The following is a 15,885-nucleotide window of genomic DNA, read 5'->3' on the forward strand; positions in this document are numbered from 1 at the left end:
GAGTGCTAATTTTTTAAATATTTTTTTCGAAGCCTTAATTGAAAAAGTAAATGCAAGTTTTGAGGGATATAAAAGCCTCCTATTGCATTTGCTACTGCAGTAAGTCCTGCAAAAACAAGGGTGGCATTTACTCCTGCAATGCTTTATGATACTTCTATCTGAACCGAAACCCGAAGCAGATTGGAGGTTCTTATGAAACACTTGACTCTCTCTGACCGTATCCGTATCGAAACCCTTCTGGAAGAAAGAAAAAGTTTCTCCCAGATTGCCGCAGAAATTGGCAAATGCCCTACTACTATTTCAAGAGAAGTGCGCAGGCATCGTTCCGTTGTGCACCATTATTCCTCAGAAACAGCCAGAAAACGTTCTGAATGTGAACATTTTGGCTCCTGTACGGTGAAAGGTCTCTGTGGACGCCCACAGTGCGAGACCTATTGCTCTAAATGCCGCAGCAAACGCTGTTCACTTTTCTGTAAAAACTATGCCCCCAAAATATGCGCTCTACTCAAAAAGCCGCCTTATGTCTGTAATAAATGCCAAAAGCTGCGCTCCTGTTCCCATGATTTCTTTTTCTATCGGGCAAAATATGCAGATGATGCCTATCTTGAGATCAAAGCTTCCTCCCGCAGGAGCATCAACCAGATTCCAGAATCCCTGGAACAGCTTGATAAACTCATTTCTCCTCTTTTAAAACAGGGACAGCCCCTTTCCCATATCTATCTTTCCCACAAAGAGGAGATCGGCTGTTCCCAGCGCACTTTGTACAACTACATCGACCAGAACCTTTTTACCGTCATCAACCTGGACCTTCCGCGAAAAGTACGTTATAAGCCTCGAAAAAAACGCCATGGAGACAGAGAAATCCCTGGTTATAGGAAAGGACGTACTTATGCTGATTTTGAACTCTATATGACACAGCATCCGGACTCTCCTGTAGTGGAAATGGACGTTGTGGAAGGAGCTGGCGGGAAAGGCGGAAAGGTTTTCCTGACACTTTTGTTCCGGAACTGTCTGCTTATGCTGATCTTTCTGCTCCCTGCTGACCGCAGGGAATCCATCAAAGAAGTTTTCCATTTCCTTTATGACAAACTTGGAGCCAAGTCCTATGGACGGCTGTTTCCTGTGATCCTCACAGACAATGACTCTGCCTTTAAAGATCCAAAGATCTTTGAACGAGAAAATGAAAATGGAGAGGATACACACGTATACTACTGTGACCCTATGGCCTCCTGGCAAAAAGGAAGATTAGAAAAGAATCATGAATTCATCCGTTATATCCTTCCAAAAGGCAGCCATTTTTCGAACCTTCCCTAAGAGGACGCCACACGGATGGCCAATCATATCAACAGCACAGCAAGAGCCAGTTTAAATGGACATACCCCATTTGAACTGGCTCATCTGCTGTTGGATAAGAAACTGATAGAACTCTGCCGTCTGACCAGTATACCGGCTAATCAGGTGGTACTAAAGCCGTCACTTCTAAAATAAATAAACAACATTAGCTTCGGGCGAAGGCTCCATAAAGTGCTGTTTGACGGGTAGCAGTTACTTCTGCAAAAGTAACCCAGCCGTCTTTTCATGATGCCTGAAAAAGGGAATCCCATCACGTTTCCTGTTCCTTAAGTATAATAAAAGCGATAAAAGATAGCTAGTCTTACTAGGATATTTTAGTGCCTGGATGCAATAACTTTTTCAATAACCGCTGACTTTTCAATGATTTCTACTTAGTTGCAGTTACTTTTTCATTCAACTAAGTATAAACTCATGACAGGTGATTTAAAATGAGGAAAAAGAAAGACACGCACAGCTTTGATTTCCGTCCGCTTGGACTGGCAATCAGAGAAGCTAGAGAAAAAGCTGGGCTTTCCCGCAATGATTTAGGCGATAAGGTCTTTTACGGAGAACGTCATATCACAGATATTGAGAATATAGGGAAACGCCCCTGTTTCCAGTTATTTCATGATTTAATGATTATGTTCCATATCTCTGTTGACGAATATTTCTATCCACAGGAGAAAGCGAAAAAATCTACAATTCGCAGACAGATAGACATATCGCTTGATGAACTGACAGATGAAGAACTCAAAATCATTCAAGGAACAATCGACGGTATCATGAAATACGAGGGGACGGGAAGCAAATAGGCTTGTCGTTTTCTTTTTCCTCTCATAAGCTATCCTGCTGATCTGCCTTGCAGGAAGCAGGATAAGCACTTAATACTTTGTTCTCTTTGTAATTGTGTAAATGTATTCTTCCGGTGTAGGTATTCTGTTACCAAAATACTTTTTAAAACGTTTCTGTACGACTGGGTCTTGACTATTCATAGCGTTGTCAATGTTCTCCTGTATCTCGCCTCTAAACTCTGATAGCGACACGCCTCTAGCTTTTGCCCCAACCTTTAGTACATTTCTTATATCCTGCTTTTTTAGTATTCTAATTTTTTCACCTCACATATTAGTATTCTAATTGTTTAAATACCTGTCTTGAATACCATGCAATTAAAATCGAAACGATAGAAGCTATAAGCATTACTATCCAAGCATTTCCAAAAAATACGTCAAATAGAATACCGTAAATCATCTGTCCTATCGGCTGACCACACATAGCGACAGAAACTAATGTTGCCATGATTTTACCAACTAATTCTGGTGGTGTTTGCATTTGTACCACAGTATATATTTGTACTACAAATAACGTAGACACACCCATAGCAACAAAACACATTAGCGTAATCACCCAATAAGATATTATTTCTGGGAATTCTAGCAAAAGTGAAATTCCCATTAAAAATACAGAAGCAGAACAAATCAATAAAAGAACATATAAATTCTTTAGTTTTAATTTTTCTGCCACTATTGCCGTCAAAAAGCCCCCACATAATCCGCCTAAAGAAAGTGACGCTTGTGAAAATCCATATAACGTATCAGACATTCCCAATACTTCTGAAATTAAAATTGGCAAGCCAACAATCAAAACGGCACTTAATACCAGATTAAAAATACATACCAAAATAATGACAGATATAAATATAGGTTTTTCGTGCCTTAAAAATCTGAAACTATCTTTTAAATCATTTTTTGCTACTGTAAAAGCTCCTGTTTCACGAGCACTTTTTTGATGTGGTATATGTATGAATATTTCCATAATTGCCGAAAAAGTGAAACATACTATACTAGCAATCAAGATAGGCAGTATTCCATAAAATTGCAAAACAATTCCACCAATGGCTGGACCAACAAAATTTGCTAAAGTATTTACTTGATTGATAACCGCATTTCCAACAATCAATTTATCTGATGATACAAGCAATGGGACACTTGCCTGTACTGACGGCTGGTATGCTCCAGAAATGCCATATAGTAGCATTAGGAATACAATAAACAATGGAACCATTGGCAATTTCCCAAATGAGAAATAGAACAATGTAATGATAATAGCCGTACTAAAATCCAGACCAACCATAATATTTCTTTTATTTATCCTATCAGCGAGTATGCCACCTACCATTGATAAAACTACCATAGGTAAAAATGAGCAGGCTGTAACAAGTCCAAAAAGAGTAGATGAACCTGTTTCTTTTAAAAGATAATACGGCAGGGCAAAACGTAAAATTGCATTACCAAAAAGAGAGATAATCTGTCCAATTACTACGAGGGTAAAATCACGTCTAAAAAGTTTGGATTTTGCTTCCATAGGTTTTCCTCCTTTAAACAGTTAATTAAACCGACCGTCGGTTTATATGTGGGTTGAAATAAACTGCACTTCCAAAATATGTGTGCAGTCTATTAAAAATGATGTATTACTTCTTATTGCAAAGTTGAACAAAAGCAGAAATTGTCTGATTGTCAAGCAAACCGTCTATACCCAATCCTTTTAAAAGAGTATTAAAAGTATCACACCTTTTTTTCATGCCCTCTGTATCAGTCATTTTAACCAAAGGATTTAGCCATACGTTTGTTAATATCATAATTGTTTCCGCAATTTCATGCGGATTTTCAATATTTATAGAGCCGTCCTTAACACCCTCTGCTAAAATCGGTTCTACAAATTGCGGAGCTATCAGTTCATATATTTGTTCAATCTGCATTGCCAAAAATCGTGGATTATTCAGCAAGCAGGGAGATACTGTAAGTAATACACTTTGATTAGAGTGGAATACAGCCGTTTGAAATATCTTTCTTAATTTTTCAATTCCATTTAAACGACTATCATCTCTTATTTTTGCAAATATTTCTGCGTTTTCATTTCCGAGTCGATGAAAAATCGCTTTTAATATGTCCTCTTTAGAACTAAAATGATGATAAATTGCTCCTTTAGAAAGTTTTGTTTCATTGATAATATCTTGCAATGAAGTATCGTCATACCCCTTTTCAGAAAACAGTATAGTTGATACATCTAAGATTAGTTTTACTGTTTCTTCTGGATATTTGTTTCGTGCCATAACTCACCTCCATATACAAACCGTCGGTCTGTATATAGTATATATGATGATTTTACCGTTGTCAATAGAAATAAGACTTGCAGAGCATAGTTTGTATGTTGTAAGTCTTTCTCATTTTATCCTATTATCTTCCAATTGTTATCCATATGAAGCATCAACTCATATTGTATACCTGTGTTGCCTTTGTCTGCTTATTAATGAATTTCACTGTCAGCTTGACTTTTATAAACATTTCAAAAACCGTAGCGTGCAGATCACAGTGAATTGTGAAATACAGCTACGGTTTTTCTTCTCCGTTAAATTTATACCCCACACCCCAGACAGTAATGATGTATCGTGGATTGTCTGAGTGTGGTTCAATTTTCAGTCTTAGCTTTCTGATGAACGAGGAAAGATTGATTGCGTCTGGCGCATTGTCATATCCCCATACCTTTTCGTAAATCTGTTCCTTAGTGAATACCTGCCCTTTATGGCTGGAGAGGAAATATAATAGGTCAAACTCTTTAGCAGTCAAAAGTATCGTTCTGTCTTTTGTGTCAGTAACAATACGTGTATATGGATTTATGGTTAAATTGCAGGATTGCTTTTTAATCAAAATAGGCAATATACCTAACTCTTTAGATAGCATTTTAACAGTCCTATGAAATATAATTTCTTCCTCATTAGAAAATTCTACAACTAATATTTTCCCATAGTATCACCTGCATTCTTTTAAATAATTATTTTATCTATCTCCTAAACATTTTCCGTTTCTTCTTCTAGTATAGATTTTTGCGCCTTATTTAACCCGTCCTTTATTGCCTGCTTTCCCTTCGCTTTATATCTCTTTATAGAAAGTATAATGCACACTATGGCAAGCAGGATTGTTTTGAGCAGAGGATTTTGAAATCCAAATACATTGAAAAGCACATAGGCAATACATGAAGATAAAACGGTGGAAATAGAGTAAAGCACGATAAAATATCTGTTTAAAAATTTTTCTTTCATGGACAAAAAATATTTGTCCCATTCAAGAGCAGAATTTTTTATTGATTTTCCTTTCAGCCAAACCGACAATAGAATAAGCCCTAACATCAATCCTTTATCTAAGACTATTTTTATTACGGTAATCAGCATGAGAAATAGCAATTTCACTTTCGACACCCCTTAAAATAATATTCTTTTTATCATAGTAAACTATGCAGTAAGTGTAAAGTCAATACTATTCCTTAATCTTAATTATAAACTTTGTGACGTATTCTTCCGGACTGGAAATAGCAAACTCATTCAACCCGATTTCATAGGCATATCCAGTCAGCAAAAGATTGTTTTGACGTGCATACGCTATCATTTTCTCATACATGGCAGGTGCTTTATCCCAAGTACCTTTCTGATAGCCACAAAGATATTTTCCTTTTGGTCTGACGAGCGTATCAGATACAGAGGTTTTACCTAATGTGTAGGTATAAATTCCGTCGTACCGTTCAAAAGTTTTATTGATCACTTTATCAAGTGAAATAAAACTTCCCACTCCCATGCGTATTTGTTCTATGCTCCATTTATCATTGAGATAGGCGAAAACTTTTGATATATCATCATCAAGAAAATCATAGGGCAATACGGATATTTTCTCTGCCTTGTATTCTTCAATCCTTATTTCCTGCTCCTGTAAATTTTCGCAAAGGCGTATCTGGTCTTTTTTTGACATTAATATTTTCTTAGTGCGTTTCAGCTTTTGTATTGCCAAATCCAATTCTGTTTCTTTCATATCTGCAATTTTCAAAAATCTTTCTGCCGTAGGATTTTTACAATAATCTGTGATTTCCTCTATACTCATGTTCATTTCTTTCAGCATACGGATATACTCAAATGTTATACTCTGCGATACATCATAGTAACGGTAGCCGTTATCACCTTTTGCAGAGGGAGAAAACAATCCAATATTATCGTAATAATGTAATGTCCGTTTGTTGACTTTATGCAGTTTTGCAAACTGGGCTGTCGTCAATTTTATATTGTTATGTGTCATTTCTCAAAATCTCCTTTCTTAGTATTGACATTACAGTTACTGTAAAGATTATTATACTAGATGTAAAATACAAGTACAAGGAGATATTGCAATGCAGATACAATTCAGAGAATACCAGAAACAGGATTTTCAGCCTTTAAAAGAGATTATCAGAGAAACATGGCACTATGATGAATTTAGCAGTCCCAAAACATCTTCCAAGCTGGCAGAAGTCTTTTTGAGCAGTTGTCTGACGAATTATACCTATTCGCAAGTAGCCATACTCAATGATGAAGTAGTCGGAATTATTTTAGTAAAGGACATCAAAGCCCACAGATGTACCCTCTATAATCGTTACAGGCAGATTAAATCTATTCTAAAGCTGTATCTTTCCAGTGAGGGAAGAAAAGTTTCTCAAATCTTCAAAAATGTCAACGGAATAGACAGGCAGTTATTAAGTGACTGTCAAAAAACATATCCAGCGGAATTAGCTCTATTCGCCGTAAGTTCTTCCTGTCAGGGAAAAGGGATAGGTAAACAACTTTTCCAGTCAGCCCTTGATTATATGAAACGTCGAAACCTAAAGGGATTTTACCTGTTTACGGACACGAGCTGTAACTATGGATTTTATGAATATCAAGGCATGATACGCCGTTGCGAAAAAGAACATATCTTCAACATCAACGGACAGTCAGCTAAGATGAATTTCTTTATTTATGATTATCAGCATTAGGCTCTAATAAGCATATTACAAGAAAGAGGGTGGACGAATGAATATTCTGTTTTCGCTGTTGAGCATAATGGTGTTGGTTGGCATTTATATGATTTTTGACTTTATTTCCAATAAGGAATTTAAAATCTCTCAATTTTTAAAACGGGACATAAGTAAGTTTATTTTATCAATCATCATAACAATTATTTTGGTATTGATTGTAGCCAAAATTATAGAGCTTTTACAATAAATCACTATTTTCATAAATAAAGCGTGTAGATCCCTTTGAGAAATACACGCTTTATTTTGCTTAGCACTTCTTCTCATAATAAAAAGCCAAGATAAAAGAAGAAATAAACCAGATACACAAGAGTACGAGCAGAGGGAGTATTGCGATAACTATATTTATATTTTTCGTTACCGCATACGCCAGCATACCTATAACAACCGAAATGTATATAACGGGAATCAAAATTTTATATCGCATATTGTTAATGCGTAAGCTGATAAGTTTATTTCTTTCGTCATTTTCCTCTACAATGTCCTCTGCTGTATCTGATTTTGAAAGACTTCTTGAAATATTGACAATTCCCAAAGAAAAGACTATCACGTTTAAAATCATAGATTTTATATCTATGGTCTTTGTTATAAACATAGTTACAAATACTATGATAGATAATAAAAATTCTGCAATTCCTATAAAAAAATTTCTTTTATGGTATATCTTCATTGTAATTCCTCCATATGTTCTAAGTTCTCCTTTAGACAGCACAAATCTTCAACCGTTGTATGAAAGACCTGTGCCATACGGTAAGCAAGCATTAGTGACGGGCTGTATTGTCCTTTTTCGATAGATATAATAGTTCTGCTTGAAACGTGAACTAAATCAGCTAATTGCTGTTGCGTAATACCCATTGCATTACGTAATTCTCTTACTCTTGTTTTCATGTCCCATGCCCTTTCTAACATGAAGTTTATTTCATGTGAAGTTAGTTTCATATTACAATGAATACATAAATTTGTCAAGAGAGTAAAAGGTTTGTAAGATACGCTGATGTAGAATACAAACCTTTTTCGCTTTATCCTATAATCTTCCAGTTGCTATCCTTATGAAACGTTAGCTCATACTGTGATACTTGTGTCGCTTTTGTCTGGTTGTCGATAAATTTTACCGCAACGCTCACTTTCACATTGTCGCCGTCAGCCGTGAATACAGGATTGGCAAGCTCGGAAAAGAGATAGTCCCCGTTTATCGGTTCAAGGGCATTTTCCTCTACATAGTAGGCAAGCTCCTTGTCCGTTGCGGTAGGGTACAGCTTGAAGAATGTTTCCAGAAACGCCGTAGCGTTATTTACTGTGTCAGCGTCCACATGAACGGTCACGGTATAGGTTTCTGATACGTCCCTTGTCTGGTCGCCCTCTTTTATCTGTTGATCTATTTCGTAGGTGACAGAAAAAGCGTTCTCCCCAGACTGTTCCACGTCCCAGATAAGTACGTCCGTGACCGTGGAGCTGGTTCGGTTATATCCGCTCTCACAGTATCAACATTCAAATCCTGCAATTCCTGTGTCAGATAGGCACTGACAGCCTAGCCTGTGTCCTTGTTTCGATAGCTTCCTTGCTGTTGCTCCATGTATGATAGGACTTCGCAAAGTTCTTGGCGAAATTTTCTATGCCGTTAGTGTCATTCAAGCGGAGCTGTATGGTTTCTACCTCATGCGTGGTATGCTGGTCGATAACCGTAAAATTCTTATACACAACAAAGCTCACGCTTGCGATAAGCACCACCCAGAGGGCAATGACGGACTTCTTATGCGTCCCCACTTTCATAGTGCGAATTTTCATTTCTGATGAGTTAAGACAAAATCATAAAATCCTTAAATTGATTTCGGATCACAAGCTTTCAGCAGCGATTCTATGCCATGTACGCAATGGCCTCTTCCCTTGTCATCCACACATGGATCCCTCCTCCGGAATCAATAAATCTGTCCGGATTGAAATTCCCGGCGTACACCATCTCGCCTTTTCTGTATACAAAATCTTCATCCACGTAAGAGCGGGCCTCCTCGTAGCTTTCCCTGTAATCCACACTGCGGATGGAGAGGACCTTTGCCTTGTCGCAGCGGATTTCATTTCTCGTCCCCGAAACCCTTGCCGCGTCGGCCGGCACAAGAAGCTGTACGATCCTTCTGTTGAAACAGACTTTCCACGCAATAAAAGGACCTGTCTTAGGACAATAAAGGCGGAAATATTTTGTCTTGTCATCCGTTTTGATGCCATCCAGATTTGCACCTTCCAGTGCAGCACTATACAAGTCTGCGCCGCCGAGATCTGCCCCGGCTAAATCACATCCGCGCAAATCTGCTGTCCTGAGCGCCGCACCGTGGAGATTCGTCCCACAAAGGCTGGATCCGCCAAAAAAGCTGTTTTCTGCCTTAATGTAGGACATGTCTGCATGGTCAAAATTCACATTTCGGAAATCACTTTTATTAAAATTGATATTGTGCAGATCCCATCCTGACAAATCCATATCTTTCAGCAGGATTTCATGCAGATCCAGCTGCTCCGCCACAGTCCTGTTTTCCAATATACGTCCCAGCTCTTCCTTTGAAATGTTACGCAGCATATCCTTCCCCTCCTTTTTTCACGTGCTGTTTAACGCTTAAACACATCCTGATGCAATGCCCTCTGTATATGAATGGCAAGAAAACTGATATCTTCTTTTTAAACCGAGGTTCTCAATGATGCATTTATCGGATTTCTCATGTTCTTTTATATATTTTATATCAAATGCAAGGAGTTTGTCACCTTTTTTTACCTGATCGCCATGACTGTCCTTTTCACAGGTCGCAGATGGGTTGTTTGTTTAATTATATAATTTTTTCATAACTTTCATAAATTTGCAATTTTAACATAATGAAACAATTTTTTATATATTTTTTACAATTCCATGTTTTTGTTTCCTTCTTTTTAGGAAGATTTCCCTTGTGAACCTTTTCATACATTGTTATAATTGATATATCATAAGAAAAAAGGAGACACAGGATATGAAATCATATGAAAGACTATTAAAATATGTCGTTGTAAAAACTCCAAGCGATGAAAAAGGTGAAACTGTCCCTTCCAGCAAGTGCCAGTTTACACTTGCGGACATGCTTGCAGAAGAATTGAAATCACTTGGCGTGGAAAATGCCCATGTAGACGACAAATGTTTTGTATACGGTATCATTCCGGCTACTCCGGGACATGAAAACGCCACAAAACTTGGATTCATCGCACACATGGACACTGTTTCCGATTTTGTGGACCAGGAAATCCGCCCGGTGATCACAGAAAATTATAATGGGGAAGATCTTCCTCTTGGGGACAGCGGACGCGTACTCACAGTCAAAGACTTCCCACACCTTCCAGCGCTGAAAGGACGTACCTTGATCACTTCCGATGGAAACACCATTCTCGGCGTTGACGACAAGGCTGGTATCGCGGAAATCATGACTATGATCGAACGCCTGCGCGATGAAAAGATTCCGCACGGTCAGATTAGTGTTGCCTTTACACCGGACGAGGAAATCGGAACCGGATCCCACAGTTTTGATGTGGAACACTTTGGTGCAGACTTTGCTTACACTCTGGATGGCGATGGTGAGGCTGAGATCCAGTTTGAAAACTTCAATGCCTGCAAAGCAGACTTTGAGATCACAGGCTTTTCCGTTCACCCAGGTTCCTCCAAAGATACGATGATCAACGCAAGCCTTGTTGCCATGGAGATCAACTCCATGCTGCCTGGATGTGAAACACCAAGGGGAACCGAAAATTACGAAGGATTTTACCACCTGACAAATATGACCGGCGATGTTTCCCACGCGGAACTCCATTACATTGTACGAGACCATGACGCAAACTTTTTTGAGGCGCGCAAACGTACACTCCAACTGATCGAAAAAGACATGAATGAAAAATGGGGAGAGGGAACCGTAAAACTGACCATCTCAGAACAGTACCGCAACATGGCAGAAATCGTAAACACATGCATGCACCTGATTGATAATGCAAAAAAAGCATGCGAAAATGCAGGAGTTGCTCCTTTGGTACTTCCAATCCGTGGCGGTACAGACGGCTGCCAGCTTTCCTTCCGGGGTCTCCCTTGTCCGAACCTTGGAACCGGTGGTCACGGATACCACGGTCCTTATGAACATACAACTGTGGAAGGTATGGATATCGCCACAAATATTCTCATTGAGCTGGTAAAACTTTACGCATAGACCATTCATTTCACAACAGAAATGCACCGCATGCGCGGACCATATATCCGCACACTGCGGTGCATTTCTTATCTTTTATTTCCTGTGCCTACAATAAATTTTGCATAGCATACGATTGTATAAACCACAAGCAGCACTGCGATCACTGTCTCGACGGTCACGATCCAGGACAGCCAGGAAAAATGATACCCCATACCTGCAAGACACCCTGCTGCCATCTTAAGACCGATTGCTGTGATGACAAAAGGAAACGTAAATGCCGCATAACTTGGATAAAACTTCAGCCGCAAAAAAGACGGCAGTTTTATGAGCACAAGCACATAGAGCACTGCTCCCAGAACAGCCAGGAAGATCACCATTGCCGCTGATTTCTCCTGCGCAGACTGTACATAGCCTGCAAGGCAGAGACTCACCGGCGCCGTATAAATACAGAACAACGGTTTCGCCGGTTCCGGTATGTTCTTTTTTGATATGTAGCGTACACTTACCAGCACAAGCAAGATTAAAACAGAGACAAATCCAAACCAGAACGCCGCCATGCCGATATCCTGTCTTCCAAATACAGGAGCACTTACACTTGCCACCACAATCCCCACATACACGATAAAGTAACTTGCGAACACCTGCTCCATCCGTAAATGCAGCAAAAATTTCCATGTAAAATACAAGATCAGCAGCACGTGCAGTCCGATCGCCACATACCAGATCATATCCGCCGGCTTTCCGATCACCGGTTTTAAGTACCCGGCGAGCAGCATACATCCCATCGGGAATGTCGCACTGATACTGGCCATAATAGGATTTTTCATATCTTCTGCAACCTGTTTCGGATAACAGACCACTTTCAAAATAAACAAAAGTCCAAACACTGCTGAGAGCAAACCGCAAAACACTCTCACTCCTTCCGAGTAACTTTGAAGGAGATTTCCAAGCGCTGCGGTTCCAAGCATAACCCCTGCGATAGGTACCGGTATTTTCTTAAGCATTGTTTCTCCTACTCCTCATCTGTATTTTTTAAGCCTAATTCTCTGACTATCATCTCTGCCACTTTTCCTGCCACAAGTCCGGTAAAGCGGATGCACTGTTCTTTGTGCTCTCCTTGTCCCATGTCAAATTCTTTTGTGAGAATCCGGCAACACAGTGCATTTTTTCCATTTGCCACTTTAAACCAGTCGTGCAGCTCTTTGGAAAGCTCCAGTGTCTTCTCTACTTTTGGATCCTTTTGTACTGTACGTCCAAAAAACAGGCCGATTGCCATCACTCCTCCGGACACTGCCCCGCACAGACATTTGGAACGCCCAATCCCCACCGGGAAACCGGATGCCATGCTGATCACTTCTTCAGGGATATCCAGTTCAAAATTGCTGCGGATCGCACTCACCACTGCTTCAGAACAGAAAAAACCTCCCCTGAACAACTCTTCCGCATCTTTTCTTACTTTGCTTACGCTGATTTCTCTCTTACATTCCATAATGATCGTTTCCTCCTAATTGTATTTTCCATTTTCTATTTTATCGAAAACTGCTCCAATCCAAAAATTGAAAATACAAATAGTATCATAGGAAAAATTTATGATTATTTTAAAAAAAATGAGATTTTTCTTCTCCCAAAACGGTATTATAAGTGAAAAGCTTTTCAGAAAAAATTTACTATGCTTGCGAGGTGTGGCTTTTGGATGAAGAAATGTATGTAAACATCGTAATGACTTATCAGGATATGTTATACCGGCTGGCGCTGCATGACTGCAAAAACTGTCATGATGCAGAGGACGTGGTGCAAACGGTATTTTTAAATCTGTACCGCACATCTCCTGATTTTGAGTCCATGGAACATTTAAAGAACTGGCTGATACGCGTCACCATCAATGAATGCAGAAAATTATTTGTATCGCCCTGGAAAAAGAAAATGGATTTCCCAAACGAATTCCCCGACATCGCTGTCACAGGATTTGAAAATCCGGAGGAGCAGACCATGCTTTTACAGCTTGTCTTTTCTCTTCCCCGAAAATACCGTATTCCTATCTATCTCTACTATTATGAAGAATACAGTGTAAAGGAAATCTCCTCTCTTATGGGGAAACGTCCATCTACCATACAGACACAGCTTGCACGTGCAAGAGGGAAATTAAAACAATTGCTAAAGGAGGTTGAAGAAAATGCCGGATCATTTTCCAAAAGAACAATATAAAAAAGCCTGCGACATGCTCACACCTTCCACAGCGTTTACAAAGGAGGCTATTTGTATGATCAAACCAAAAAAACGCTCTCATTTTAAGAGCAGGACATTCGTTGCATTTGCCAGTGTTCTCATTCTTCTCTTCTCCGTATCCATTGTATCCGTGGCTGCGACAAACGGGGAGATTTTAAAAGGAGTTGCTTATTTCTTGGACGAACTGGTGCTGGATACCAAAAACTCAACACCTAAGGAAAAAGTATATCACACAGAAGACGGCACAAACATTCATGTGGTAGATGGATACGGCGACAATGGCGAATACTATGTCACTCTTATTTCCATGGAAGACTCAGGAAGACTCCACTTGAAAATCGGCGAAGTGGAAAAAGACATTACTGACGAGCTGAACGAAAAAGGCATCTACACAGAAGAATACACATATAACGGACTGGATATGAAACTTACCGTGACCGGAGACAGTGAAAATCCTATTTTGTCAACAGAACTTATCATAAACGAATTGAATTAGTACAAAGACACGGCCAGCATCCCTTTTGTGATGTTGACCGTGTCTTTTTATATCTCCTTTAAAATAGAAACCAGCTCTAAAATCCCTTTCTTCCCAAAATATACTTTTTCATCATTTACGATCATACACGGCACACTCATGATTTGATATTTTTCTTTTAAGTCTGGAAAATGAGCCAAATCGTACATCTCCGCTGTAATGTTTTCGTTGAGCAGGGCGATTCTCTGCGCAGCCATCACAAGTTCCGGGCACATCGTGCAGGAGAGGGATACCATGATCTTCATTGAAACCTTTTTCTGTATCTTTTGTATTTCTCTCTTTATCTCTTCATCAAGCATCTGTCCCGGGCCTGCTGCGTTGTAAAGAGCAATGATAAAGGAATTAAATTCATGTCCTCCCGGCACGGCATGGAACTGCACGTTCAGATCCCTTCCGTCTGCATCGCAAAGGACCATAGCTGGAAAACAGTATCCCTCCCCTCCTTTTTGCTCTTCAAAGTGGACTTTTTCACAGAGATGCTCAAACTCTTTTGCAAATCCCCTTATTTCACCTGCAAGAACAGAATCATCCATGTACAGTTTTATTCGTATATCCTTTTCAAATTTTTCAAAGACAGGCTGTAATGTCTCCTTCATTTCCTTTGTAATAAATCCTTCCTCCTGCCCTCTCCCTTTGATATCCTTCCGGGTTTCCTTTACTTCTGATTTTTTTAGTTTCTTCCTCTTGATCCCGTATTTTCGATGTTTGGCATACACATACTTTTCCATGGAAGTAGCTGCCACTGCGCCGTCTGCAACAGCAGTCACTACCTGTCTCAATTCTTTGATACAGATATCCCCTGCTCCGTACACACCTTCCAGCGAAGTCCTCTGGGAACGGTCAGTTACAAGATATCCTCTCTCATCCAGCTCAAGCTGATCTTTAAAAAGTTCATTGGCAGGGGCATACCCTGTGAATACAAAGACCCCAAAACCATTTTCGTCTTCATACCTGTACATCTCTTTTGTTTTATTCTCACAGAGCAGGGCATGCGTCAAATACCCTTCGCCTTTCACCTCTTTGATCTCAGTGTTGAACTTCACTTCAATGTCCGGATTTTCCATCACTTCCTGCACTACAGATTCCGCACAGCCAAAGGCATCCCCTCTCACCAGGATCGTCACTTTCTTTGCATATTTGGTGAGAAACATTGCCTCTTCGGCTGCCGCAAAGCCTCCGCCTATGACAAATACATGCTTTCCGGTAAAGAACTCGCCGTCACAGGTAGCGCAGTAGGCAACCCCTCTTCCCTTGAATTCTTCTTCCCCTTTGAATCCTGCTTTTCTTGGAGATGCTCCTGTGGCGAGAATCACACCGAATGCCCCAATCTTACCTTTGTCTGTGTAAATAATCTTTTCCTCTCCCTTTAGACTTAACCGTTCTGCCTTTGCCATCAAAAATTCTGCTCCAAAGTTCTCAGCCTGCCTGCGCATATCCGCAGTCAGACGCTCCCCGTCTGTCCAAATAACTCCCGGATAATTGACTACCTCCGAGGTTATGGTGATCTGGCCTCCTATTTTTTCTTTTTCCACGACCAGCACCCGGTACCGGGCTCTTGCAAGATAAATGGCTGCTGCAAGCCCTGCTGGTCCCGCCCCTATCACAACCGCATCGTATATTTCTTTCACATCCATTCCTCCTCGTATAATAAGTTTGTAAGCATAAAACAGCTTACAGACTTATTCTTTTTTGATTAGACAGAAGGATAATTCTAAACATCCTTTCAGAAGAGGCTTCTTC

Annotated in this window: 19 protein-coding genes and 1 pseudogene; 7 read left to right on the forward strand and 13 right to left on the reverse strand. The window is 39.8% G+C overall.

Going from position 1 to position 15,885, the window contains the following annotated elements; translation table 11 throughout:
* Window positions 1–192 precede the first annotated feature (192 nt).
* The 3 genes from B5F18_RS13010 to B5F18_RS11715 all read left to right on the forward strand — a co-directional run bounded on the left by B5F18_RS13010 (window position 193) and on the right by B5F18_RS11715 (window position 2,144).
* Entirely contained in the window at window positions 193–1,314 is a 1,122-nt protein-coding gene (locus B5F18_RS13010; RefSeq protein WP_334293340.1) for a helix-turn-helix domain-containing protein, read from the forward strand.
* Between the two features lie 15 nt (window positions 1,315–1,329).
* Window positions 1,330–1,488, forward strand: coding sequence for a hypothetical protein (locus B5F18_RS12785; protein ID WP_242955864.1), 159 nt, complete (start codon window positions 1,330–1,332; stop codon window positions 1,486–1,488).
* Window positions 1,489–1,781: 293 nt separating this feature from the next.
* Complete coding sequence (locus B5F18_RS11715) at window positions 1,782–2,144, forward strand: helix-turn-helix transcriptional regulator (protein ID WP_087157838.1); 363 nt, start codon at window positions 1,782–1,784, stop codon at window positions 2,142–2,144.
* Window positions 2,145–2,213: 69 nt separating this feature from the next.
* On the opposite strand, the gene B5F18_RS12790 is transcribed toward B5F18_RS11715, so the two are convergent.
* The 6 genes from B5F18_RS12790 to B5F18_RS11745 form a co-directional block, all read right to left on the reverse strand.
* Window positions 2,214–2,438 (reverse strand): hypothetical protein, encoded by a 225-nt coding sequence (locus B5F18_RS12790; RefSeq protein WP_087157839.1) that lies wholly within the window; start codon window positions 2,436–2,438, stop codon window positions 2,214–2,216.
* A 16-nt stretch (window positions 2,439–2,454) separates the two neighbouring features.
* The gene (locus B5F18_RS11725; RefSeq protein WP_087157840.1) at window positions 2,455–3,693 is read right to left on the reverse strand and encodes an MFS transporter; all 1,239 of its coding nucleotides are present in this window, start codon (window positions 3,691–3,693) and stop codon (window positions 2,455–2,457) included.
* Between the two features lie 106 nt (window positions 3,694–3,799).
* Window positions 3,800–4,441, reverse strand: a complete 642-nt coding sequence (locus B5F18_RS11730; RefSeq protein WP_087157841.1) for a TetR/AcrR family transcriptional regulator — start codon at window positions 4,439–4,441, stop codon at window positions 3,800–3,802.
* Between the two features lie 277 nt (window positions 4,442–4,718).
* Window positions 4,719–5,045, reverse strand: coding sequence for a winged helix-turn-helix domain-containing protein (locus B5F18_RS11735; protein ID WP_242955865.1), 327 nt, complete (start codon window positions 5,043–5,045; stop codon window positions 4,719–4,721).
* A 131-nt stretch (window positions 5,046–5,176) separates the two neighbouring features.
* Complete coding sequence (locus B5F18_RS11740; RefSeq protein ID WP_087157843.1) at window positions 5,177–5,575, reverse strand: hypothetical protein; 399 nt, start codon at window positions 5,573–5,575, stop codon at window positions 5,177–5,179.
* A gap of 67 nt (window positions 5,576–5,642) precedes the next feature.
* Entirely contained in the window at window positions 5,643–6,449 is an 807-nt protein-coding gene (locus B5F18_RS11745; protein WP_087157844.1) for a MerR family transcriptional regulator, read from the reverse strand.
* A 91-nt stretch (window positions 6,450–6,540) separates the two neighbouring features.
* On the opposite strand from B5F18_RS11745, the gene B5F18_RS11750 reads away from it, so the two are divergent.
* Window positions 6,541–7,161: a GNAT family N-acetyltransferase gene (locus B5F18_RS11750; RefSeq protein ID WP_087157845.1), complete on the forward strand. Its 621-nt coding sequence runs from the start codon at window positions 6,541–6,543 to the stop codon at window positions 7,159–7,161.
* Between the two features lie 289 nt (window positions 7,162–7,450).
* On the opposite strand, the gene B5F18_RS11760 is transcribed toward B5F18_RS11750, so the two are convergent.
* From B5F18_RS11760 to B5F18_RS11775, 4 genes and pseudogenes are all read right to left on the reverse strand, one after another.
* Window positions 7,451–7,870, reverse strand: a complete 420-nt coding sequence (locus tag B5F18_RS11760; protein WP_087157847.1) for a hypothetical protein — start codon at window positions 7,868–7,870, stop codon at window positions 7,451–7,453.
* Window positions 7,867–8,088, reverse strand: a complete 222-nt coding sequence (locus B5F18_RS11765; protein ID WP_087157853.1) for a helix-turn-helix transcriptional regulator — start codon at window positions 8,086–8,088, stop codon at window positions 7,867–7,869. Before B5F18_RS11765 ends, B5F18_RS11760 begins: the two co-directional genes overlap by 4 nt.
* A gap of 131 nt (window positions 8,089–8,219) precedes the next feature.
* Window positions 8,220–8,985: pseudogene (locus tag B5F18_RS11770) on the reverse strand (conjugal transfer protein).
* A 70-nt stretch (window positions 8,986–9,055) separates the two neighbouring features.
* On the reverse strand, window positions 9,056–9,766 hold the full coding sequence (locus tag B5F18_RS11775; RefSeq protein WP_087157848.1) for a pentapeptide repeat-containing protein: 711 nt from the start codon (window positions 9,764–9,766) through the stop codon (window positions 9,056–9,058).
* A 421-nt stretch (window positions 9,767–10,187) separates the two neighbouring features.
* On the opposite strand from B5F18_RS11775, the gene pepT reads away from it, so the two are divergent.
* Window positions 10,188–11,402, forward strand: coding sequence for a peptidase T (gene pepT, locus B5F18_RS11780; protein ID WP_087157849.1), 1,215 nt, complete (start codon window positions 10,188–10,190; stop codon window positions 11,400–11,402).
* Window positions 11,403–11,470: 68 nt separating this feature from the next.
* On the opposite strand, the gene B5F18_RS11785 is transcribed toward pepT, so the two are convergent.
* Window positions 11,471–12,388, reverse strand: a complete 918-nt coding sequence (locus B5F18_RS11785) for a TDT family transporter (RefSeq protein ID WP_087157850.1) — start codon at window positions 12,386–12,388, stop codon at window positions 11,471–11,473.
* A gap of 8 nt (window positions 12,389–12,396) precedes the next feature.
* Window positions 12,397–12,873 carry a C-GCAxxG-C-C family protein gene (locus B5F18_RS11790; protein WP_087157851.1) on the reverse strand — a complete coding sequence of 159 codons (477 nt, stop codon included), beginning with the start codon at window positions 12,871–12,873 and terminating at the stop codon, window positions 12,397–12,399.
* A 200-nt stretch (window positions 12,874–13,073) separates the two neighbouring features.
* On the opposite strand from B5F18_RS11790, the gene B5F18_RS11795 reads away from it, so the two are divergent.
* Together B5F18_RS11795 and B5F18_RS11800 are read left to right on the forward strand one after the other, a co-directional pair.
* Window positions 13,074–13,589 carry a sigma-70 family RNA polymerase sigma factor gene (locus B5F18_RS11795; RefSeq protein ID WP_330394176.1) on the forward strand — a complete coding sequence of 172 codons (516 nt, stop codon included), beginning with the start codon at window positions 13,074–13,076 and terminating at the stop codon, window positions 13,587–13,589.
* Window positions 13,558–14,106: a hypothetical protein gene (locus B5F18_RS11800; protein ID WP_087157852.1), complete on the forward strand. Its 549-nt coding sequence runs from the start codon at window positions 13,558–13,560 to the stop codon at window positions 14,104–14,106. The genes B5F18_RS11795 and B5F18_RS11800 overlap by 32 nt, the downstream gene beginning before the upstream one ends.
* 47 nt (window positions 14,107–14,153) lie before the next feature.
* Here B5F18_RS11800 and B5F18_RS11805 read toward each other — a convergent pair whose 3' ends face one another.
* Window positions 14,154–15,779: an FAD-dependent oxidoreductase gene (locus tag B5F18_RS11805; protein WP_204217116.1), complete on the reverse strand. Its 1,626-nt coding sequence runs from the start codon at window positions 15,777–15,779 to the stop codon at window positions 14,154–14,156.
* Window positions 15,780–15,885: the final 106 nt, after the last annotated feature.

Source organism: Lachnoclostridium sp. An181 (assembly GCF_002160325.1).
Lineage (GTDB): Bacteria > Bacillota > Clostridia > Lachnospirales > Lachnospiraceae > An181.